Annotated in this window: 18 protein-coding genes; 10 read left to right on the plus strand and 8 right to left on the minus strand. The window is 63.7% G+C overall.

Annotated elements, in window-relative coordinates; translation table 11 throughout:
• Nucleotides 1-950 precede the first annotated feature (950 nt).
• The 6 genes from C7440_RS05665 to fdxA form a co-directional block, all read right to left on the minus strand.
• Nucleotides 951-1,691: an ABC transporter ATP-binding protein gene (locus tag C7440_RS05665; RefSeq protein ID WP_017524553.1), complete on the minus strand. Its 741-nt coding sequence runs from the start codon at nucleotides 1,689-1,691 to the stop codon at nucleotides 951-953.
• Between the two features lie 148 nt (nucleotides 1,692-1,839).
• The gene (gene nth, locus C7440_RS05670; protein ID WP_116517756.1) at nucleotides 1,840-2,478 is read right to left on the minus strand and encodes an endonuclease III; all 639 of its coding nucleotides are present in this window, start codon (nucleotides 2,476-2,478) and stop codon (nucleotides 1,840-1,842) included.
• Complete coding sequence (locus tag C7440_RS05675) at nucleotides 2,475-3,110, minus strand: RnfABCDGE type electron transport complex subunit B (RefSeq protein ID WP_116517757.1); 636 nt, start codon at nucleotides 3,108-3,110, stop codon at nucleotides 2,475-2,477. The genes nth and C7440_RS05675 overlap by 4 nt, the downstream gene beginning before the upstream one ends.
• Nucleotides 3,111-3,161: 51 nt before the next feature.
• On the minus strand, nucleotides 3,162-4,394 hold the full coding sequence (locus tag C7440_RS05680; protein ID WP_116517758.1) for a polyhydroxyalkanoate depolymerase: 1,233 nt from the start codon (nucleotides 4,392-4,394) through the stop codon (nucleotides 3,162-3,164).
• 255 nt (nucleotides 4,395-4,649) lie between these two features.
• Complete coding sequence (locus C7440_RS05685) at nucleotides 4,650-5,534, minus strand: ferredoxin--NADP reductase (protein WP_017524549.1); 885 nt, start codon at nucleotides 5,532-5,534, stop codon at nucleotides 4,650-4,652.
• 27 nt (nucleotides 5,535-5,561) lie between these two features.
• Nucleotides 5,562-5,885 (minus strand): ferredoxin FdxA, encoded by a 324-nt coding sequence (gene fdxA / locus C7440_RS05690; RefSeq protein WP_017524548.1) that lies wholly within the window; start codon nucleotides 5,883-5,885, stop codon nucleotides 5,562-5,564.
• Nucleotides 5,886-6,106: 221 nt separating this feature from the next.
• On the opposite strand from fdxA, the gene pncB reads away from it, so the two are divergent.
• Together pncB and C7440_RS05700 are read left to right on the plus strand one after the other, a co-directional pair.
• The gene (pncB, locus tag C7440_RS05695) at nucleotides 6,107-7,285 is read left to right on the plus strand and encodes a nicotinate phosphoribosyltransferase (protein ID WP_017524547.1); all 1,179 of its coding nucleotides are present in this window, start codon (nucleotides 6,107-6,109) and stop codon (nucleotides 7,283-7,285) included.
• Between the two features lie 29 nt (nucleotides 7,286-7,314).
• Nucleotides 7,315-7,665 (plus strand): RidA family protein, encoded by a 351-nt coding sequence (locus C7440_RS05700; protein WP_017524546.1) that lies wholly within the window; start codon nucleotides 7,315-7,317, stop codon nucleotides 7,663-7,665.
• Between the two features lie 82 nt (nucleotides 7,666-7,747).
• Here C7440_RS05700 and C7440_RS05705 read toward each other — a convergent pair whose 3' ends face one another.
• A complete protein-coding gene (locus C7440_RS05705; protein WP_017524545.1) occupies nucleotides 7,748-8,260 on the minus strand; it encodes a flavodoxin family protein in 513 nt (170 codons plus the stop codon).
• Between the two features lie 147 nt (nucleotides 8,261-8,407).
• Between C7440_RS05705 and C7440_RS05710 the strand changes: the two genes are divergently transcribed.
• The 4 genes from C7440_RS05710 (at nucleotide 8,408) to accD (ending at nucleotide 13,717) form a co-directional block, all read left to right on the plus strand.
• Nucleotides 8,408-10,630, plus strand: a complete 2,223-nt coding sequence (locus C7440_RS05710) for a RelA/SpoT family protein (RefSeq protein ID WP_116517759.1) — start codon at nucleotides 8,408-8,410, stop codon at nucleotides 10,628-10,630.
• A 102-nt stretch (nucleotides 10,631-10,732) separates the two neighbouring features.
• Nucleotides 10,733-11,932: a tryptophan synthase subunit beta gene (gene trpB / locus C7440_RS05715; RefSeq protein ID WP_116517760.1), complete on the plus strand. Its 1,200-nt coding sequence runs from the start codon at nucleotides 10,733-10,735 to the stop codon at nucleotides 11,930-11,932.
• Between the two features lie 18 nt (nucleotides 11,933-11,950).
• Nucleotides 11,951-12,793, plus strand: a complete 843-nt coding sequence (gene trpA, locus C7440_RS05720; protein WP_116517761.1) for a tryptophan synthase subunit alpha — start codon at nucleotides 11,951-11,953, stop codon at nucleotides 12,791-12,793.
• Nucleotides 12,794-12,838: 45 nt separating this feature from the next.
• Nucleotides 12,839-13,717, plus strand: a complete 879-nt coding sequence (accD, locus tag C7440_RS05725) for an acetyl-CoA carboxylase, carboxyltransferase subunit beta (RefSeq protein ID WP_017524541.1) — start codon at nucleotides 12,839-12,841, stop codon at nucleotides 13,715-13,717.
• 215 nt (nucleotides 13,718-13,932) lie between these two features.
• On the opposite strand, the gene C7440_RS05730 is transcribed toward accD, so the two are convergent.
• Complete coding sequence (locus C7440_RS05730; protein WP_116517762.1) at nucleotides 13,933-16,875, minus strand: ribonuclease E/G; 2,943 nt, start codon at nucleotides 16,873-16,875, stop codon at nucleotides 13,933-13,935.
• A gap of 503 nt (nucleotides 16,876-17,378) precedes the next feature.
• Here C7440_RS05730 and C7440_RS05735 point away from each other — a divergent pair.
• The 4 genes from C7440_RS05735 to C7440_RS05750 all read left to right on the plus strand — a co-directional run bounded on the left by C7440_RS05735 (nucleotide 17,379) and on the right by C7440_RS05750 (nucleotide 20,792).
• Nucleotides 17,379-18,326, plus strand: coding sequence for an RluA family pseudouridine synthase (locus C7440_RS05735; protein ID WP_116517763.1), 948 nt, complete (start codon nucleotides 17,379-17,381; stop codon nucleotides 18,324-18,326).
• Entirely contained in the window at nucleotides 18,323-18,982 is a 660-nt protein-coding gene (locus C7440_RS05740; protein ID WP_116517764.1) for an HAD-IA family hydrolase, read from the plus strand. Before C7440_RS05735 ends, C7440_RS05740 begins: the two co-directional genes overlap by 4 nt.
• Nucleotides 18,983-19,173: 191 nt before the next feature.
• Complete coding sequence (gene msrP, locus C7440_RS05745) at nucleotides 19,174-20,163, plus strand: protein-methionine-sulfoxide reductase catalytic subunit MsrP (protein WP_116517765.1); 990 nt, start codon at nucleotides 19,174-19,176, stop codon at nucleotides 20,161-20,163.
• Nucleotides 20,163-20,792, plus strand: a complete 630-nt coding sequence (locus tag C7440_RS05750) for a protein-methionine-sulfoxide reductase heme-binding subunit MsrQ (RefSeq protein WP_116517766.1) — start codon at nucleotides 20,163-20,165, stop codon at nucleotides 20,790-20,792. Before msrP ends, C7440_RS05750 begins: the two co-directional genes overlap by 1 nt.
• Nucleotides 20,793-20,804 lie beyond the last annotated feature (12 nt).

The raw sequence follows: 20,804 nt of genomic DNA on the forward strand, positions 1-20,804 counted from the left end.
TGGCTATTTGCGCTTTGTTGTGGTGTTTCTTCAAGCGTCAGGGCGTTGGTTCTTGCTCCGTTCGTCCGCTTTCTCTGGGCGTGAAGATGTTTGTTCTTGCCCATTCCCGCGTTATGTATGCGCTGCGACGGCATTTGCTCTCGCTTCGCTCTGTCTTGGTTGCGGAGGCGTTGGTTCTAAACCCGTTCCTGCGTCTGACAGTGAGGGCGTTTGCTCTAGCTCCTATTTCTGCGCTATCTCATGATTGTGATGGTGTTCGTCTTTAACCCGTTCCTGCGCTGCGGGGTATGTCTGTTCCGGTCGGAGCCGGTCGGCCCTTCGGGCCCGCCTGCCCGCATCCTCCGGGCCTTCGCCCTCCGTTCTGCGGCGCCTGGCTCGACCGCCAACGCCCGGCCCAGACACACCCCACATCACAGGAACTGCATTGGGGTGAATAAACGGCCTGTTTTCGAGGCGCAGGGACGAAATTATGGCCCGCTTGCGAGGCACGTGTTTGAGTGTTGCCTCTTGAGAGAAGAAATCCAACCCTTCAAACCAAGAAGTTCTGAAGCGCATCAATCCTAGACACCGAGAGGCGTGATGCGGGGAAATATTTTGGGCGACGTTGAGCGAGCCGAGCGGCCTGTCATTTTTGGGGATGCAAGCCCGCAACTGTTCGAGCGCGACGGGTGTGTACAGCCCGGGGGGCTGTACACCGCGCGAGTTTTGCGGGCGCCCCAAAATGATAGGGTGCGAGGGCAGCCGGCGAAGCCGGCCGAAGCTCTCCGGCGCCCAAAATATTTCCCCGCAGCGCGCCGGTTTAAGACTCAGAAACTGCCTTTCGATCCGCAGCGCGCCGGTTTAAAACTCAGAACCAACCTTCCGGTCTGCAGTACGCTGGCTCAAAGACCTAAAAAGACAGCCTTCCAATCCGTAGCACGCCGGATCAAGAACTCAAAATACAGCCGCGGCTAAATGCCCAGAAGCGCCCCGAAGGTATCCTGCTTGGACGCCAATGCATCAGGCTCGGCCTGGTCGATGACCTGGCCCTCGTGCATGACATAGAAGCAATCGGCCAGAGAGCCGGCGAAATCAAGGTTTTGCTCGATGAGAACCGCCGTATACCCCTTGTCGCGCAACTGATCGATGAGGTGGGCCAGGCCCTGCACCATCACAGGAGCCAGGCCGTCCGCGATATTGTTCAGCAAGAGTAGGTTCGCGCCCGTGCGCAGTATGCGCGCCACCGCCAGCATTTGCTGCTCACCGCCCGAAAGGCGCGTGCAGGGCATGTGCCGGCGCGGGTAGAGATTGGGTAGCAGCTCGTAGATTTCGGCCAGCGACATGCCCCCGCCCAGCGTGTCTTCGGTATTGGAGGGCAGAAGCAGGTTCTCTTCACACGACAAGCCCGTGAAGATGCCCGTATCCGCCCCGCAGTAGCCCACCCCGAGATGCTGGATTTTGTCGTGTGTGTGGTGGATGGATTCAGTGCCGTGGATGCGCACCGAGCCTGTGCGAAAGGAAGTAAGGCCCATGATGGCCGGCAGCAGCGTGTCGTGGCCCGAGCCGGGGCGGCCGAGAAGCGCCGTGACCTGGCCTGCAGGCACCATGAAGTCGACGCCCCTGAGCACATGGGCGCCCTCATGCCAGGCATGCAGGTCGGATGTTTCGAGAGCAGGAATACTCGATAAGGCGGCCAGAAAACGTTCAGGCATATTATTGATTGTCGAAACGACGCTTACAGGGAACCGGCATGGGCGGCCAGCCAATGCCGATTAGTATGAAATTTTCCTGTAATAAGCGCCATGGGGGTTTTTCATAGGCTATGGAAAACCCCCATTCAACCAAACAGAAGAGAGCGGGTCAGCGGGGTGGCGTCTTGTGCTTGTAGTCGCACAGGTCGGCAATGCCGCACTGGGGGCATTTGGGAGTGCGCGCCACGCATATATAGCGCCCGTGCAGGATCAGCCAGTGGTGGGCGTCCTGTAGGAACTCCTTGGGGATGTACTTTTCGAGCTTGCGCTCCACCTCGAGCACATTCTTGCCGGGGGCCAGGCCGGTGCGGTTCGCGACGCGGAAAATATGCGTGTCCACCGCGATCGTGGGGTGGCCGAAGGCGGTATTGAGCACCACATTGGCCGTTTTCCGGCCCACTCCCGGCAGCGCCTCGAGGGCTTCGCGGTCTTCCGGCACCTCGCCGCCGTACTGCTCAAGCAGAATGTGGCATGTTTTCAGGACGTTCTGGGCCTTGGTCTTGTACAGCCCGATGGTCTTGATATAGTCGGTCAAGCGCTCGAGGCCCAGGTCGACGAGCCCTTGAGGTGTCCCGTGGGCGGGAAAGAACTTCGCGGTGGCCAGGTTCACCGACTTGTCGGTGGCCTGGGCCGACAGAATGACCGCGATCAGCAACTGGAACGTCGTCTCGTAGTGCAGTTCGGTGGTCGGAGAAGGGTCGGCGGCCTGCAGGCGTTCGAATATCTGGCGGCGTTTCTGCTGATTCATGGAGTGGCGGAAGCTCGGCGCGCGCGTGCCCGGGCAAGCGCATCTGCGATGATTTTTTGTTTGGCGTCTTCGTTGAGCAGGGCGGCGGAACTGAGCGAAGCCTTGTTGGCCAGGGTGCGCGCCGCCAGCGACGAAGATTCTGGATGCTGCGCCTGCAGCCGGCGTTGGCGCGCCTGGTGGTGTTCGCGGGCCTGTTCGGCATGGGCGGGCGTCCATTCGTGGCCGGCCGGCCGCATCTCGATGCAATCGACGGGGCAGGGCGGCAGGCACAGGCCGCAGCCGGTGCACTGGCTTGCCAGGACCGTGTGCATGAGCTTGTTGGCCCCCACTATGGCGTCGACCGGACAGGCCTGGATGCACAGGGTACAGCCGATGCAATGGGATTCGTCGATTAGGGCGACAGTCAGGGGCAAGTGCTCGCCGCAGGAAGGGTCCAGCTGCTGCTCGGGCCTGGCAAGCAGCCGGGCCAATGCCTGGACGCCCTGCTGGCCGCCCGGAGGGCAGCGATTGATGGCCTCGTTCTCGTGGGCGATGGCCTGGGCGTAGGGCCGGCAGCCCTCGTAGCCGCATTGCGTGCATTGCGTTTGCGGCAGCAGGGCATCGATCCGGTCGACGAGGGAAGGCAGGGTCATGACGAAAAAAAGGGGCGTGGCGCCCCGATGCGGTGCAGGGCCGGGCCCTGGTCAGGCCGCTTGCGATTGACGAATGAACTCTGTGATTTTAGGACAAATCGTTTCACGCCACCGGCGGCCCGAGAAAATGCCGTAATGGCCCGCACCGGGCGCGGTGTAGTGGCTCTTGCGTCCCGACGGAATGTTCTTGCACAGCTTATGCGCTGCGCGAGTCTGGCCCAGGCCCGAAATATCGTCCAGCTCGCCTTCGATGGTCATGAGGGAGGTGCGCGTAATGGCCGCCGGGTCGACCCGTTGGCCGTCGATCTCCCATTTGCCGCGCGGCAGCAGGTGTTCCTGGAAAACGACGCGGATGGTGTCCAGATAGAACTTGGCCGGCATGTCGAGCACGGCATTGTATTCGTCGTAGAAGCGCCGATGCGCCTCGGCGTCGCCGTCGTCGCCCTTGATGAGGTCGAGATAGAAGTCGTAGTGCGAACGCACATGCCGCTGCGGGTTCATGGCGACGAAGCCCGCATGCTGCAGGAAGCCCGGGTACACCAGGCGACCCGCGCCGGGATAGCGGGGCGGCACGCGGTGGATGAGGTTGTCTTCGAACCAGGAATAGGGCTTGGTGGTGGCGAGCAGGTTGACTTCGGTGGGCGATTCGCGGGTATCGATGGGGCCGCCCATCATGACCATGCTGGCCGGCGTACAGGGGTCTTTGTCGGCTGCCATGAGGGAAATGGCGGCCAGAACGGGCACCGTGGGCTGGCACACCGAGATGACATGGGTGTCGGGCCCTAGGAACTGGATGAATTCGCGCACGTAGCGCACGTAGTCGTCAAGGCGCAGAATGCCCAGATCGGCCGGCACCATGCGTGCATCGATCCAGTCGGTGACATAGATGTCGTGCGCGGGCAACAAGGCCCTGACCGTGTCGCGCAGTAGAGTGGCGTGATGGCCCGAAAGCGGGGCGACCAGGAGCACCTTGGGGTCGGCGGGCCGGTTGGCCGGCAGCTTGCGCTGGAAATGCACCAGGTCGCAAAAGGGCTTGTGCAGCACTGTCTTGTCGCGCACGGCGACAGCCTTGCCATCGACCTGGGTGGAATCGAGCCCCCACGCGGGTTTCTCGTAGTCTTTGCCCAGCCGGTGGATCAGTTCGTAGCCGGCCGCAATATGGCGCGACATGGGGGTATAGGCCAAGGGGCTGTACGGATGCGAGAACAGCTGTGACCCGGTATCTGAAAAGGCCAGAAGCGGGGTCAGGAACGAGCGCTGGAGTTCGTGCAGGTCGTAAAGCATGAAAACCCGTGGCGAAGTGGTTGAAGGTTAAATTATAAGGTTATGCCCAATAATAATAAAAATATTCTTTTACTGAATGTATTGGACGCATACATCAGGCCCACCGGTGTGGCGCCGTTTTGCCCTTGCATGGTTGCATTCGGCATGCCTGGGGCGGCCGGCGCGCCAGTACTGGGTCTTTTTATATATTTTATATATTAAAAGCGTGCCAAATAGCCAGGCGCGTGTTGTCCAGAGGCCACGGTGGCGGCCTGCCTACCAGTAGTTTTCCAGGGCCAGGTTGCCCGGGTTGCCTCGACGGCCCACGGCAAAGCCGCGCGTCTTCAGAAGTTGGCGGGCCTCGCTCAGCATGTCGGGGTTGCCGCAAAGCATCACCTTTGAGACATCGGCGTTCAGTTCGCGGCCCGCCAGGGCTTCGAGCCGGCCGTCCTCGATCAGGCGGGTGAGCCTGGCCTGGGGCATGTCCTGATAGGGTTCGCGAGTAGGAACGGGCAGATAGGTAAGCCGGGCGCGCCGAGGCAGGGCGGCGGCCTCGGGCAGGCCTTCGCGGCTCCATTGCAATATGCGTTCGCGATACGCCAGTTCTTCGACGGACCGCACGCCGTGGACCAGGACGATATGGTCGAAGGCGGACCAGGTGGCGGGGTCTTGCAGCAGCGAAAGATAGGCCGACAGCCCCGTGCCCGTGGCCAGAAGCCAGAGATCGCCGTATCCCGTGGCATCGTCCGGTCGATTGCCGGCCGGGGAAACTGCATCAATCGCCGTGCCGTCCGGGCTGGACGGGGCGGCGCCGCCCGGAATGAACCGATCTAGAGTTAGAAAGCCGAAGGCGGTCTTGTCCACATACAGCGGGTCGCCCGGCTGCAAGGCCGCAAGACGGGGGCTGAACTCGCCCTCGGGTACGACGATGGAGTAGAACTCGAGCAAGTCGCGCTGCGAGGGCGGCGTCACCATGGAATACGCGCGCCAGATGGACGGCGGTTCGTCGGGCAGCCCGGCGGCGGGCAGCCCCAGACGGGCGAACTGGCCCGCCGTGAACTCGAATTCGGGGCTGCGGGTGGTTTTGACGGACAGGAGCTTACCCGGCACCCAGGAGTCGACCTGCAGGACGGTTTCGCGCGTGTACTTCGAATCAGGCATGGATATGTCTTGCTATGCCGAAAAGCCTTAGCGCTCGAGATGCTGCAGCTTGCCTTCGACGCCGTTCCATTCGTCGGCGTCGGGCTGGGGTTTCTTGGACCGGTTGATCATGCCGAACTCGGGCGACAGCTCGGCGTTCAGCGCGATGAAGTCGACCTGGTCGGCCGGCACGTCTTCTTCGGCGAAAATGGCATTGGCCGGGCATTCGGGCACGCAGACCGCACAGTCTATGCATTCATCGGGGTCGATGACCAGGAAGTTGGGGCCTTCGCGGAAGCAGTCGACAGGGCAGACATCGACGCAGTCGGTGAATTTGCACTTGATACAGTTTTCGGTGACGACGTGGGTCATGAAATGAAGCTCCAGTAAGTATCGCAATGGTCAATACCCTGGCGACCTGGCTTGCTGGGCTTTGCTGCGTCGAAAAGGAAAGGCATTAAACATTACAATAGGGCGATAGTACGCGATAGAGATTTTACCCAATAAAAACAGAGACTCCCCGATAGACCTGCCCCAGCGTCGGGTCTTTGGCCCGCTTCCCCGGCATTGCGCCCTTACGAATCCGTCGTTTCATGATCATTACTTCGCTTCTCGATACCGATCTGTACAAGTTCACCATGATGCAGGTGGTGCTGCATCATTTCCCCGCCGCGCAGGTCGAGTATCGCTACAAGTGCCGAACGCCCAACATCAATCTAAGCGCCTATCTCGACGAAATCCGCGCCGAAGTGCACTCGCTGTGCCAGCTCAAGTTCACCGAACAAGAGCTCGACTACCTGCGCAGCCTGCGTTTCATCAAGAGCGATTTCGTCGATTTCCTGGGGCTGTTCCATTTGCCCGAAAAATGCATCCAGCTGTCGCTGGGCGAGCGTACGGGCGAGATCGACATCACGGTGAAGGGGCCCTGGCTGCACACCATATTGTTCGAGATCCCGGTGCTGGCCATCGTCAACGAAGTGTATTTCCGCAACGAATGCAAGGATCCGGGCTGGGATGAAGGCCGCCAGCGTCTGCAGTCCAAGATGCAGCTGGTTACCGACGACCCCGAGCTGGCCGATTTCCGGGTGGCCGAGTACGGCACGCGGCGCCGTTTCTCCAAGGTGTGGCACGAAGAAGTCGTCACCACCATGAAAAGGCAGATGGGCGAGCATTTTGCCGGCACCAGTAATGTAAAGCTGGCCATGAAGCACAACGTCACGCCCCTGGGCACCATGGGCCACGAGTACCTGCAGGCCTGCCAGGCGCTGGGCCCCCGGCTGCGTGATTCCCAGGTGTTCGCGCTCGAGGTCTGGGCCAAAGAGTACCGCGGTGACCTTGGCATCGCCTTGTCCGACGTCTACGGAATGGATGCATTCCTGCGCGACTTCGACATGTATTTCTGCAAGCTCTTCGACGGCGCGCGCCACGACTCCGGCGACCCTTTCCTGTGGGGCGAGCGGTTGCTGGCGCACTATGCGGCGAACCGCACCGACCCGCGCACCAAAACCCTGGTGTTTTCCGACGCGCTGACATTTCCGCGCGCCATCGAGCTTGCGCGTCGCTTTGCCGGCCGCTGCAAGGTCTCTTTCGGCATCGGCACCAATCTTACCAACGACCTGGGGCACGAGCCCCTGCAGATCGTCATGAAGATGGTCCGCTGCAATGGACAGCCGGTGGCCAAGGTGTCCGACGCGCCCGAGAAAACCATGTGCGATGATCCCGCCTACCTGGCATACTTGCGCCAGGTATTTCAACTGCCCCCCAGCCCCTGAGCCAGGGCGGGGCCATCCAAGGAAAAACAATGAGCAATATTCAACGCGTCAACGTCGGCAAGCGCCTTTCCGATATGGCGGTCTACAACGGCGTGGCGTATCTGGCGGGACAGGTTCCCGATGACGGCAAGGCCGATATCGGCGAACAGACCCGACAGGTCCTGGCGACGATAGACCGCTTGCTGGAAGAGGTGGGGTCGGACAAGACCCGCATCCTGATGGCCCAGATATTTCTTGCCGACATCCAGGATTTCGCCGGCATGAATGCCGCCTGGGAGGCCTGGGTGCCGGCAGGCAACGCGCCGCCGCGGGCCACTGTGCAAGCGCTGCTCGCGAATCCTGACTACAAGGTCGAGATCGTCGTTACCGCCGCTGTCTGAGGCGACCGACGCCGCAGCCTTGACGCCTTGATGGTCAGCTATTTGCGTGCTCATGCGACTGTCCTTTTAGTGTTAACAGACCCTACAGCAGCAGGGCGGCCAGCGTGCCGCCCAGTTCATGGCAGTGGGCCCGGTCTTCGGGCCCGATTTCTTTTGGGGCGGCGATCGCCTGCGGGGTCTGGGCATGGGTCAGCACGATGCGTGGCGGCGCAACCTGCTCCAGCCGCCAGCCGGTGCAAATTTTTTGTGTCTGGCGCACGGCGCCCTGGCCGTCCGAGCCGGCGGCCACCAGCAGGCCATAGGGGCGTCCGTTCAGCCTGTCCAGCACGCCGTAGTAGCAGCGATCGAAGAACTCTTTCATTTCACCGCTGAGCGAGCCCAGGTTCTCGGGCGCGCAAAAAATGTATCCGTCGGCTTGCAGCAGGTCTTCGGCGCCTGTTTGCGCGGCCCGCACGAGCCTGGCCTCGAAACGGCCCATGGCATCCAGCTCGCGCGCGATGTCCTGGGCGCCCCGCTGGGCGGCCTCGGCCATCTGGCGGGCGGCGCCGGTGCGCGAATGCCAGACGATAAGTAGCTTGCGGTGTGTGTTGTCCATGGGCGGGCGGGGTTGGCGGCTTCTGTGGCGGGTGGTTTCAAGAAACGGTAGTATAGAAGCCGCGCCACGGGCAATACCCTGCGCGTGCAGCCGGCGTGCCGCCGCGCCCCGAATCAGGCTGTAAACCTTTTTGCCTCTTGTCCTTTTATGTCCAGTACGCTTCCTTCCGATGCCGACGCGCCCCCCTTCGATGCGTCGTGGTTCGAACAGGTGGGCGCCGGCGTGGACGATGACGGCAAGGCGCTGCTTCGATCCGCTGTCCAGTGGGTGCGGCAGCCCCTGCGCGAAACCAGGGCCAGTACTGGTGAACCCCTCGACGCGCATTGCGCTTCGGTCGCCCGCATTCTGGCGCAGATGCACACCGACGCCGCAACCCGGGCCAGCGCCCTGCTGGCCGTGCTGCCCGACGAGGCCCAGACCGACAAGCGCAAGAATCCCTTGCTCAAGACCTTCGGGCCCGAGGTGGCCGCCCTGGTGCAGGGTACCCGCTCGCTGCTGCGGCTGGGCCGCATAGCCGGCCAGTCGCGCGACGACTCCGCCGACCGGCAGGACCAGAAGGAAATGCAGCGCAAGATGCTGCTTGCCATGGCGGCCGACCTGCGCATCGTGCTGCTGCGGCTGGCATCGCGCCTGCAATCGCTGCGCTGGCACGCTGAATCGCGCACGCCTTGCCCCGCCGAGTTCGCGCGCGAAACCATGGAACTCTATGCGCCCCTGGCCAACCGGCTGGGTATCTGGCAGATCAAATGGGAGATGGAAGACCTGGCTTTCCGGTTCTTGCAGCCCGATACCTACAAGGCCATCGCGCGACAGCTCGAAGAGCGCCGCGTCGAGCGCGAAACCTTCATTGCCGACGTGGTGGCCGAGCTCGAGACCATGCTGGCCGACGCGCACATCGCCGCGGCGGTGTCGGGCAGGCCCAAGCACATCTACAGCATCTGGAACAAGATGCGCATCAAGAACCTGCCGTTCGACAAGCTGTACGACTTGCGCGCACTGCGGGTCATCGTCGAAGACGAGCGAGACTGCTTTGCCGCCCTGGCTCTGGTGCATGCGCGCTGGACGCCCGTGTCCGACGAGTTCGACGACTACATCTCCCGCCCCAAGCCCAACGGCTATCGGTCCTTGCATACGGTCGTCGCCGACGAGCGCGGGCGTACTTTCGAAATCCAGATACGCACGCACGAGATGCACGTCTTCGCCGAGTACGGCATGGCGGCGCACTGGCGCTACAAAGAGGCCGGGGCGCAAGGCGGCACCCAGAGGGCGGCGGGCGACTACGACCGCAAGATCGCCTGGATGCGCCAACTGCTTTCCTGGGGCGGCGAGACGGCGCCGCAGCCCGCGCTCGCGCCCGAACCCGCGCGCGAGGCGCCGGCCGATCGCATCTACGTCATGACGCCGCAGGCGCGGGTCATCGAGTTGCCCCAGGGGGCCACGCCGGTCGATTTCGCCTACTACCTGCACACCGACCTGGGGCATCGCTGCCGCGGCGCGCGTGTCGACGGCCTGATGGTGCCCTTGCTCACGCGGCTTCAAACAGGCCAGACAGTCGAGATCGTTGCGGCCAAGTCGGGCGGGCCTTCGCGCGACTGGCTCAACCCGCAACTGGGCTACCTGGCCAGCCCTCGCTCACGGGCCAAGGTGCGGGCCTGGTTCAATGCCATCGAGCTTCAAGAGCGCATCTCCAATGGCCAGGCCATGGTCGAGAAAGAGCTGCAGCGCCTGGGCCGCACGGCCATCAATCTCGAGCAACTGGCCCAGCAACTGGGTTTTGCGCGCGCCGATGACTTGTACGTTGCCGTGGCCAAAGACGAGTTCAGCCTTCGGCAGATCGACCAGGTCCTGAAGTCGCCTGCCTCCACGCCCGAAGGCGCCGCCGGGGGCGAACAGGTATTTGTGCCCGTACAGGCCAATGTGGCGCGGGCCGAGGGCAGCGGCGTTCTGGTCATGGGGGTCGATTCTTTGCTGACCCAGCTTGCCCGGTGCTGCCGGCCGGCGCCGCCCGACAGCATCGCCGGCTTCGTCACGCGAGGCCGGGGCGTTTCCGTTCATCGGCGCGATTGCCCCTCGTTCGCCACCCTGGCCGCGCGCCAGCCCGAGCGCGTCATCGACGTCGACTGGGGCGATACGGGCGACGAGGTCTATCCGGTCGACATCGTCATACACGCCCAGCAAAGCGCCAACCTGCTGCGCGACCTGTCCGACGTGTTCGGCCGCCTTCGCCTGAACGTCATCGGGGTCAATACCCACAGCCGGCGTTCGTTGGCCCACATGGTCTTTACCGTCGAGGTGCGCAACGGCGAGCAGATCAGCCGGGCCCTGACCGCGCTCAATGAGCTGTCCGGCGTGACGGCGGTTCGCCAGTAGGCAGGCGCGGGTCGGCGCAAGCGGCGCGGCACTGGTAAAATCAGGGATTAGGCCTTGAACCTGCGTGCCTTGCTACCCGCACACAACACAAAGAGTCATTCATTGAAACCTTATAGCTTGCCTGATGACCAGGGGCATTTTGGTCAGTATGGCGGTTCGTTCGTATCCGAAACCCTTGTCCATGCGCTGGACGAGCTCAAGCAGGCTTACGAAAAATACCGCAACGACCCCGATTTCCAGAACGAGTTCGCCTATGAACTCAAGCATTTCGTGGGCCGCCCCAGCCCGGTGTATTACGCACGTCGCTGGTCCGAGCGCCTGGGGGGCGCGCAAATCTGGTTCAAGCGCGAAGACCTCAACCATACGGGCGCGCACAAGATCAACAACTGCATAGGCCAGATACTGCTGGCCCGGCGCATGGGCAAGCCGCGCATCATCGCCGAGACCGGCGCCGGCCAGCACGGCGTGGCCACCGCCACGGTGGCTGCCCGCTACGGGCTCGAATGCGTGGTGTACATGGGCAGCGAAGACACGCGCCGCCAGGCTTCCAATGTGTATCGCATGAAGCTGCTCGGCGCCACCGTGGTGCCGGTTGATTCGGGTTCCCGCACGCTCAAAGACGCCCTCAACGAGGCCATGCGCGATTGGGTGACCAACGTCGAAGACACGTTCTACATCATCGGCACGGTGGCGGGCCCGCATCCGTATCCCGCCATGGTGCGCGACTTCCAGGCCGTGATCGGCAACGAGTGCCTCGAGCAGATGCCGGTCAATGCCGGCCGCCAGCCCGACTACGTCGTGGCAGCCGTGGGCGGGGGGTCGAACGCCATGGGCATCTTCCATCCGTACATCAACCACGAAAACGTCCGGCTCATCGGGGTCGAGGCGGCGGGCGAGGGCCTGGAAACCGGCCGGCACGCCGCTTCGCTGAACGCGGGAGCGGTAGGGGTGCTGCACGGCAACCGCACTTATATCATGCAAGACGAAAACGGCCAGATCATCGAAACCCACTCGGTTTCGGCGGGGCTGGACTACCCCGGCGTGGGTCCCGAGCATGCCTGGCTGAAAGACAGCGGCCGGGCCGAATATGTCGGCATTACCGATGAAGAGGCCCTGCAGGCCTTTCATGATTGCTGCCGAACCGAAGGCATCATGCCGGCGCTGGAGTCGTCGCATGCCATTGCGCACGCGGTTCGCCTTGCACCCACCCTGCCCAAAGACAAAATCATTCTGGTCAATCTTTCGGGCCGGGGCGACAAAGACATGCATACCGTTGCCGAGCGCAGCGGCATCACGCTGTAGATCAAGGTAGCACAAGCCATGAATTCCCCCAATAACCGGCTGGCCGCGGCGTTTGCCAAGGCGGCTCCGCGCGCGGCACTGATTCCCTACGTCACGGCGGGCGAACCTTCCGCCCAGGCCACGCCCAAGCTCATGCACGCTCTTGTGCAGGCGGGTGCCGACGTCGTCGAGCTGGGCGTGCCTTTTTCCGACCCCATGGCCGACGGGCCGGTCATCCAGCGAGCGGGCCAGCGCGCCATCGAACGGGGCGTCGGCCTGGCCCAGGTGCTTGAAATGGTGGCGCAGTTTCGCCAGCAAGACGACATGACGCCGGTGGTGCTGATGGGCTATGCGAATCCCATCGAGCGCATGGGCCAGCAGCATTTCGTCGACGCGGCGGCCAAGGCGGGCGTCGACGGCGTGCTGGTGGTCGACTATCCTCCTGAGGAAACGGGCGAATTCGCCGCCATGCTCGAGCGCGCGGGCCTGGCGCCCATCTTCCTGCTTGCCCCAACCTCTACCGAAGAGCGCATCGCAAAAGTTGCCCAGATCGCGCGCGGCTATGTGTACTATGTGTCATTGAAGGGTATTACCGGGGCGGGCCACCTTGATACGGGTGCCGTCGAGCAGCGGCTGGCCGACATCCGCCGCCACGTGCGTGTACCCGTGGGCGTAGGCTTCGGCATACGCGATGCTGAAAGCGCCCAGCGCATTGGCCGGTTTTCCGACGCCGTGATCATAGGTACCAAGCTTATCGAAACCATGGAAAAAGCCGCCCACGATGCGGTCGGGCAGGGAATTTCCGACAGCGGCCAGATCGACGCGAAGGTCATCGATGCCGCGTCCGGCTGGCTGGCCGGCATACGCAAGGCGCTTGGCTAGGCCTCGGCCCGGTATCGCGACAAAAATCAATATCAGGGATACTCAATGAGTTGGATCGAGAAAATTCTACCCCCCCGGATCAACCGCAACGACAGCAGCACGCGGCGGGTGCCGGAAGGCTTGTGGGTCAAGTGCCCGGGCTGCGAAACGGTGCTCTACAAAGAAGACCTGCAGGCCACCTTTAACGTCTGCCCCAATTGCAGCCATCATATGCGCATCGGGTCAAGGGCCCGCATCGACGCCTTGCTCGACCCCGAGGGCAGGGTCGAGATCGGCCAGCATACCCGGCCGGTCGACCCCCTTAAATTCAAAGATTCGCGCAAGTACCCCGAGCGTGTCGCCGAGGCCACCAAGCAAACCGGTGAATCCGAGGCCATGGTCACCATGAGCGGCAGCATCCACGCCATTCCGGTCGTGCTGTCCTGCTTCGAGTTCGAGTTCATGGGCGGGTCCATGGGTTCGGTGGTGGGAGAGCGCTTCGTGCGCGGCGTGCAAGAGGCCATCAAGAACCGTATCCCCTTCATCTGTGTCGCTGCCTCCGGCGGTGCGCGCATGCAGGAAAGCCTGTTCTCCCTGATGCAGATGGCCAAGACCAACGCCATGCTGACTCGCCTTGCCGATGCCGGCCTGCCTTTCATCAGCGTCCTTACCGACCCCACCATGGGCGGGGTCTCGGCAAGCTTCGCCTTCATGGGCGACGTGGTCATTGCCGAACCCAAGGCGCTGATCGGTTTTGCCGGGCCGCGTGTCATCGAGCAGACGGTGCGCGAGAAACTGCCCGAGGGTTTCCAGCGGGCAGAGTTCCTGCTCGACAAGGGTGCCATCGACATGGTGATCGACCGCCGTGAAATGCGCAGCGAACTGGCGCATCTGCTGGCTTTGCTCACACGCCAGTCGGTGGACGTCATCGCCGGGGTCGAATAAAGGTCAGGCAGGCGCCGGCCGGGCTTGCCCACGCCGGCCCGGCTTTCGGCCCGCAAATAAAAACCCCGCCAGGAAATTTCCGGCGGGGTTTTTATTTGGCTGTCTGTCCAGGCCTGCGGCCCCGGCTGGACCGCCCCGGACAGGCCGACGGCATGGAGCCGAGCCGGCCTTCATCCGCTGTTACGGCCCGGGGGAACCCGGGCCGGAAGCAGGGATCAGGAGCGCGTCTCGACCTGTTGCAGGGGCTCGCTGGCCGCGACCGCTGCGGCCTTGCGGGCACGACCCAGGCGCTCGACCGGTTCGGGGGCGCTGGCGGGCGCATCGGAACGGGTTTCGATCAGTTGCATGCCCGCGGCACGAACGATTTCGTCGAGTGAGCTCGAGTGCGCCGCCGCGACGCCATTGGCAAGGCCGACGGCGGGGGCCGACCCGTTGATCAGAGCGGGGGCCTCTGCTTCAGCGTCTTGAGGATCGATCTGGTCGTCGGCGGGCTCGGAGGCCGGGGCAGGGGCTTCGGAGGCCTCTTGCGCCTGAGCCTGCTGGTGTAGCGGTTCGGAAACCGCAACGACCGCGCTGGCGGCGGCAACGGCGACAGAGGTGCCGGTGGTCGACTCGATCGGCTCGACCGCTTCGTCAGGGGTGACGGAATCGGCCTGCTCGTCAGCAATCGCTACGGCTTCGGGCGAGGCGTGCACCGGCGCTGCGATGCCGGCCTCGTCATCGGCCTGTCCGTCTTGGGTAGCGCCGGCCTGGCCGACGGGCTGTTCGGCGACAGGTTGAGCGGGCTCGCTTGCCGCATGGGCGGAGACGGGAGTGGCTTCGTCCTGGTCCGCATCGGCGTTCTGCTGGGCATCGGCCGCGTCGGCCTGGCCCTCGCCCGAGCGACGGCCGCGGCGGCTGCGGCGGCGGCGCTTGCGTTCGGGATCGGCCTGCTCGCCGTTGGACTCGGGAGCGCCGTCGGCTTCGACCATGCCGGTGTCTTCGGCCTGCAGGGTTTCCGCCGGAGTCTGTGCGACGGGCGCGGGAGCTTCATCGCTCGCGGCGACGGCGGCCACCGAGGCTGCCGACGTCGTTTCGACAGCGGTGTCGGCAGACTCTTCGCGGCGGTTGCGTCCGCGTCCGCGGCGCCCGCGTCCGCTGCGCGAGGTGCCGCCTTCGGTATTGTCGGCCGTTTCGCTTATCGGCGTATCGAGCGTTGCCTGCTCGGTTGCGGCCTTGCCGCCGCGGCTGCCTGCATTGCGGCGCTGGCCACGTGCTTGTTCCTGCTCGGCGGAGGCTTCGGCGCCGCGTGTCGATTCGCCACGGCGATCTGTGCGGCGGGAGCGCTGCCGCTCATCGGAGGCACCGCGCTCGCGTCGATCGCCCGAGCGCGCGTTCTTGCGGCGGCCGGGCTGGGCGGATTTCTCGGGGGTCTTGGCTTGGGTTTCGGGCTGGGCCTGTTCAGGGGAGGACGAGCCGGTCAGCCATGCGATGATCCGCGAGAAAAGGCCCGGACGCGCGGCCGTTGCCGCAGGCGTCGGGGCTACGGGAGCCGAGGCGCCGGGAGCAGGCTGGGCGGGCGTGATGCCCTTGACCAGCGCTTCGGGGCGCGCCTTGGCGTCTTCGCCTTTCTGGGCGGACCAGGTCAGCGATTCTTCGGGCGGGCTTTGCACCAGCTCGAAGCTGGTTTCGCTGGCCTCGAGGCGGGGGTCGTCGTAGCGCAGGCGCTCGATGTGGTGGTGGGGGGTCTCGAGGTTCTTGTTGGGTATGAGGACCAGGTTGACCTTGAGCCGGGACTCGATCTTGGTGATGTCGTTGCGCTTTTCGTTGAGCAGGAAAGTGGCCACGTCGACCGGCACCTGGGCGTGCAGGGCCGCGGTGTTTTCTTTCATGGCTTCTTCCTGCAGCAGGCGCAGGACGTGCAGGGCGCTGGACTCGGCGTCGCGGATGACGCCGGTGCCGGTGCAGCGGGGGCAGGTGACGTGCGAGCCTTCATTCAGGGCGGGGCGCAGGCGCTGGCGCGAGAGTTCCATCAGGCCGAAGCGCGAAATCTTGCCCATTTGCACGCGGGCGCGGTCGAAATGCAGGGCATCGCGCAGGCGCTGTTCGACGGCGCGCTGGTTCTTGCTGTCCTCCATGTCGATGAAGTCGATCACGATCAGGCCGCCCAGGTCGCGCAGGCGCAATTGGCGGGCGACTTCGTCGGCGGCCTCGAGGTTGGTGCGCAGGGCGGTCTCTTCGATATCGGCGCCGCGGGTGGAGCGGGCCGAGTTGACATCGATGGCCACCAGGGCTTCGGTGTGGTCGATGACGACCGAGCCGCCCGAGGGCAACTGGATGGTGCGCGAATAGGCGGTTTCGATCTGGTGTTCGATCTGGAAGCGCGAGAACAGCGGGACGTCGTCGCGGTATACCTTGACGCGCTGGACGTTGTCGGGCATGACCACGCTCATGAAGGCGGTGGCCTGTTCGGCGATCTCGTCGGTATCGATCAGGATCTCGCCGATTTCAGGCGAGAAGTAGTCGCGAATGGCCCGGATGACCAGGCTGGACTCGAGATAGATGAGAATGGGCGCGGAGTTGTCGCGGGCTGCCGCGTCGATGGCGTTCCACAGTTGCAGCAGATAGGAAAGGTCCCATTGAAGCTCTTCGACGCTGCGGCCGATGCCGGCCGTGCGGGCGATGATGCTCATGCCCTGGGGCGTGTCGAGCTGTTCCATGGCTTCGCGAAGCTCTTGGCGGTCTTCGCCTTCGACCCGGCGCGAAACGCCGCCGCCGCGAGGATTGTTGGGCATCAGGACCAGATAGCGGCCAGCCAGCGAAATGAAGGTGGTCAGGGCCGCGCCCTTGTTGCCGCGCTCTTCTTTCTCGACCTGGACGATGAGTTCCTGGCCTTCGGCCAGGGCGTCCTGGATACGCGCAGTGCGTACATCGACGCCCTCTTTGAAGTAGCTGCGGGCGATTTCCTTGAAGGGCAGGAAGCCGTGGCGCTCTTCACCGTAGCTGACGAAGCAGGCTTCGAGGCCGGGCTCGATGCGGGTGATGACACCTTTATAGATATTGCCTTTGCGCTGTTCGCGCCCGGCGGTTTCGATGTCGAGGTCGATGAGTTTCTGACCGTCGACAATTGCAACGCGTAATTCTTCTTGGTGCGTTGCATTGAACAACATGCGTTTCATGAGTGTGATTCTCCGTAGTCATGGCGCGCCGGTAATCGGCGCACGACCGCGGGCCACTCGGTGTGCAGCGCAAAATCTTGCGTTTGGGGGCAGGGCTGGCCGAAACGGCAACACCTGCCGTTGTCGTTAGGCAGGCACGGCGTGCCAGCGGGCACGCTGTTCGGTCAGCAGGAAGGTCAGGGTCACGATAGTGGTTGACGAAAAATATTTGCTGGGAACGGCAGACGCACGGTTTGTGGGTGCGGCTGGTGCATAAAACGAGAGCTAAGCTTGCAAGACTACAGCGCCGCACGCGGCAGGCGGAACCTGGAACTTCTGGCTGGCATCTTGCCGCGCCATTGTTGCAACAGGCATCACCCCGGCGACCTTATGGCCCAGGGGCTGAAAACACAGGCAGTACAATGGGATCTTGCTACCGACGGAGACGCATCCATTGCATCTCTACGTCAGGGGTGGTTTCAGCCTCTATAGGCTGGTTCCGATTATATGCCGCTTTTTCACATATGCGCAAAACCGAAGACAGCAAAGCGCCGGCGCCCAGCGTACGGATGTTTCAAATTGATACCGAGCAGGCGGGCCAGCGCCTTGACAACTTTCTGGTGCGCATGTGCAAGGGCGTGCCCAAAAGCCATTTATACAAGGCCATACGAAGCGGCCAGGTGCGTGTGAACAAGGGCCGCACCTCGGCCGACTACCGGCTGCGCCCGGGCGATGTGCTGCGGGTGCCCCCCTTGCGGCTGCCCGCGCCCGACACGCCGCGCCCGGTTCCCCCGGCCGCCTTTCCCGTCGTCTACGAAGACGACGCCTTGCTGGTGGTGAACAAGCCGGCCGGCGTCGCCGTCCACGGCGGCAGCGGAGTCTCGTTCGGGGTCATCGAGCAGTTGCGCGCGGCGCGGCCCCAGGCCCTTCTCGAACTGGCCCATCGCCTCGACCGCGAGACTTCAGGGCTGCTGATGATCGCCAAGAAAAGGTCATCGCTGGTGGCGCTGCACCAGATGCTGCGCGAGGGAAAAGGGCGCAAGCACTACCTGGCCCTGGTCAAGGGCGATTGGGTCAACGACCGCCAGCATCTGCGCGCGCCCCTGCTGAAATGGCTGACGGCCTCTGGAGAGCGGCGGGTCAAGGTCGACCCCGGCGGCAAGCCCGCCCACACCATCATCACCCTGCAAAAGCGCTACGGGGAGTATTCCCTGCTCGACGCCGAGCTTCGCACGGGACGGACGCACCAGATACGCGTGCACCTGGCGGCTGCGGGGTATCCCATCGTGGGCGACGACAAATACGGTTCGGATGAAGTGCGCGCCCGCTTCGCGCGCATGGGCCTGAACCGCATGTTCCTGCACGCCCATCGCCTGGAGATTCCGCACCCGCTTACCGGCGACATGCTGAAACTGCAGGCCGACCTACCCGACGCCTGCCGGGGCATACTCGCCTGCCTGGAGCAAGCATGAACCGCTACAAAGCCGTTGTGTTCGACTGGGACGGCACGGTCATGGACTCTACCCATGCAATTGTCGCGTCGATACAGGGCGCCTGCGCCGACCTGGGCCTGCCGGTTCCCGATGCCCGCCAGGCCAGCTGGGTCATCGGGCTGTCGCTCGAAAGCGCCCTGTACCATGCGGTGCCCACGCTTACCGCCGACCTGTTTCAGGACTTCCAGGACTGCTATCGCAACCATTACCTGCGCCAGGACGGCCAGTTGCCGCTGTTCGACGGCATGGCCGAACTGCTGAACACCTTGGGAGGCCAGGGCATTCTGCTTGGGGTGGCCACCGGCAAGAGCAGGCTGGGCCTGGACCGCGTGCTGACGCAGCGCAATATGCATGGCCGTTTCGACGTTACCCGATGTGCCGACGAGTCGTTCAGCAAGCCGCATCCCGCCATGCTGCTCGAGATCATGGATGCGCTGTGCCTTTCGCCCGACGAAGTGCTGATGGTGGGCGACACCAGCCACGACATGCAGATGGCGCGCAACGCCGGCGTCGACGGCCTGGCCGTCACCTACGGCGCCCACGACCTCGAGGCCCTGAAGGCCGGCGAGCCCCTTGCCGTCGTCGACAGCGTGGCTCAGATGAACGATTGGCTCAGCGGCCGCATTGTGATTTAAGTAGATTGGGGCATCGGGCAGTTCGTCCGCCCGACGGTGCTGTTGAACCAACTGTTGCGGCTAAGTGCAAGCCGATGCCGGCGAACTATCGCGCGCCGGCGCGCTCCAATGAGCAGTAGGGTGCGCGGGGCCTGTTGGCACGAGGTCCGGCATAGCCCGCCTGCAAGCGCTGTATTTTTCAGGACGATGTCATGGCCAAAGTACGTATTCCGGCAGTTCCCGCTTCGCAGATCACGCCCGAGGAAGTCTGGCGCGAAAGGCGTTCATGGTTGAAGCGCTCTGGCCTGGCCGCGGCCGGCCTGGGCCTGATGGGCCTGGGGGCGGGCAGGGCGGTTGCGGCGCCGGCGCCCGGCGGTGCCGAACCGGCCGAAGCCGACAAGCTTTGGAAGGCGGCGCGCAATCCCGATTTTGATTTGTCCGATGCGCTGACTTCCGAGCGAGACGTCACCACCTACAATAATTATTACGAGTTCGGCACCGGCAAGGCCGACCCTGCCCGGCACGGGGGTGAGCTCAAGACCGAGCCCTGGACTGTTTCCGTCGAGGGCGAGGTGGCCCGCCCCGGCACCTTCGACCTTGACGACCTGCGGCGCCTGGCGCCTCTTGAAGAGCGGGTCTATCGCCTGCGCTGCGTCGAAGCCTGGTCCATGGTCATCCCATGGCTGGGCTATCCGTTGGCCAGCCTCATACGCAAGGTCGAACCCACGGGCGACGCGAAGTTCGTCGAGTTCACCACCGTAATGCAGCCGGAGGCCATGCCGGGCCTGCGCAGCCGCATCATCGACTGGCCCTATGTCGAGGCCCTGCGCATGGACGAAGCCATGCATCCTCTTTCATTGCTGGTATTCGGCGTGTATGGTAAGCCGCTGCCTTCGGCGAACGGGGCGCCGCTGCGGGTGGCCATACCCTGGAAATACGGATTCAAGTCAGGCAAGTCCATCGTCAAGATCCGGTTCACGCGTGAACAGCCCCTGACCAGCTGGATGAAGGTGGCGCCGCAAGAATACGGTTTCTACGCCAATGTGAATCCCGACGTGCCGCACCCCCGCTGGAGCCAGGCGACCGAAAGGCGCATAGGCGCGGGGGTGTTCGCGCCGCGTGAAAAAACCCTGCCGTTCAATGGCTATGCCGAGCAGGTAGCTGCGCTTTACCAGGGCATGGACCTGAGGCGCGACTTTTAATGGCCGCGTCGCAAGCGCGCCCCTGGACGGCGAGGCAGATCGGGTTTTTCAAGCCGCTGCTGTTCATCGTGTGTCTTTATCCCGTCATGCGCTGGCTCTGGCTGGGCTTTCAGGGCGCGCTTACCGCCAATCCGCCGGAGTTCCTGATTCGCTCATCGGGCATCTGGGCCCTGGTCGCCCTGTGCCTTACGCTGGCGGTCACGCCCCTGCGCCGCTGCCTGGGCCAGCCTGCGCTGCTGCGCTGCCGGCGCATGCTGGGCCTGTTCACCTTTTTTTATTCCGCCTTGCACGTGCTGGGCTGGGCCTATTGGGAACGAGGCCTGTCGCTGTCCGCCATGTGGGACGACATCGTGCAGCGTCCCTTCATTGCGATCGGAGTGCTGGCCATGGTGCCCATGCTGGCCCAGGCCGTGACCTCGACGCGCGGCTGGATGAGCCGGCTGGGGGCGCGTTGGCACACCTTGCATCGCGCCATCTACCCTGTCGCCATTTTGTCCGTCTGGCATTTCTGGCTGATCAGGGCCGGCAAGAACGATTTTGCCGAGGTGTATGCCTATGGCGCCGTGCTGGGCCTGTTGTTGCTGGCGCGGCTGGTGCCGCTTGAAGGACGCAGGGGCAATCGTCCCTGACCGGACCGATTG

It is taken from the genome of Pusillimonas noertemannii (assembly GCF_003096595.1).
In the GTDB taxonomy this organism is placed as follows: Bacteria; Pseudomonadota; Gammaproteobacteria; order Burkholderiales; family Burkholderiaceae_B; genus Pusillimonas; species Pusillimonas noertemannii.

What these genes read in the sequence shown, in the direction of transcription:
- C7440_RS05705 (WP_017524545.1), bottom strand. Translation starts at nt 8,260, where the DNA reads ATGGACAACACACACCGCAAGCTACTTATCGTCTGGCATTCGCGCACC.
- nth (WP_116517756.1), bottom strand. Translation starts at nt 2,478, where the DNA reads ATGAATCAGCAGAAACGCCGCCAGATATTCGAACGCCTGCAGGCCGCC.
- C7440_RS05665 (WP_017524553.1), bottom strand. Translation starts at nt 1,691, where the DNA reads ATGCCTGAACGTTTTCTGGCCGCCTTATCGAGTATTCCTGCTCTCGAA.
- accD (WP_017524541.1), top strand. Translation starts at nt 12,839, where the DNA reads ATGAGTTGGATCGAGAAAATTCTACCCCCCCGGATCAACCGCAACGAC.
- C7440_RS05685 (WP_017524549.1), bottom strand. Translation starts at nt 5,534, where the DNA reads ATGCCTGATTCGAAGTACACGCGCGAAACCGTCCTGCAGGTCGACTCC.
- C7440_RS05730 (WP_116517762.1), bottom strand. Translation starts at nt 16,875, where the DNA reads ATGAAACGCATGTTGTTCAATGCAACGCACCAAGAAGAATTACGCGTT.
- C7440_RS05735 (WP_116517763.1), top strand. Translation starts at nt 17,379, where the DNA reads ATGCGCAAAACCGAAGACAGCAAAGCGCCGGCGCCCAGCGTACGGATG.
- trpA (WP_116517761.1), top strand. Translation starts at nt 11,951, where the DNA reads ATGAATTCCCCCAATAACCGGCTGGCCGCGGCGTTTGCCAAGGCGGCT.
- C7440_RS05740 (WP_116517764.1), top strand. Translation starts at nt 18,323, where the DNA reads ATGAACCGCTACAAAGCCGTTGTGTTCGACTGGGACGGCACGGTCATG.
- C7440_RS05750 (WP_116517766.1), top strand. Translation starts at nt 20,163, where the DNA reads ATGGCCGCGTCGCAAGCGCGCCCCTGGACGGCGAGGCAGATCGGGTTT.
- C7440_RS05710 (WP_116517759.1), top strand. Translation starts at nt 8,408, where the DNA reads ATGTCCAGTACGCTTCCTTCCGATGCCGACGCGCCCCCCTTCGATGCG.
- fdxA (WP_017524548.1), bottom strand. Translation starts at nt 5,885, where the DNA reads ATGACCCACGTCGTCACCGAAAACTGTATCAAGTGCAAATTCACCGAC.
- C7440_RS05700 (WP_017524546.1), top strand. Translation starts at nt 7,315, where the DNA reads ATGAGCAATATTCAACGCGTCAACGTCGGCAAGCGCCTTTCCGATATG.
- C7440_RS05680 (WP_116517758.1), bottom strand. Translation starts at nt 4,394, where the DNA reads ATGCTTTACGACCTGCACGAACTCCAGCGCTCGTTCCTGACCCCGCTT.
- pncB (WP_017524547.1), top strand. Translation starts at nt 6,107, where the DNA reads ATGATCATTACTTCGCTTCTCGATACCGATCTGTACAAGTTCACCATG.
- msrP (WP_116517765.1), top strand. Translation starts at nt 19,174, where the DNA reads ATGGCCAAAGTACGTATTCCGGCAGTTCCCGCTTCGCAGATCACGCCC.
- C7440_RS05675 (WP_116517757.1), bottom strand. Translation starts at nt 3,110, where the DNA reads ATGACCCTGCCTTCCCTCGTCGACCGGATCGATGCCCTGCTGCCGCAA.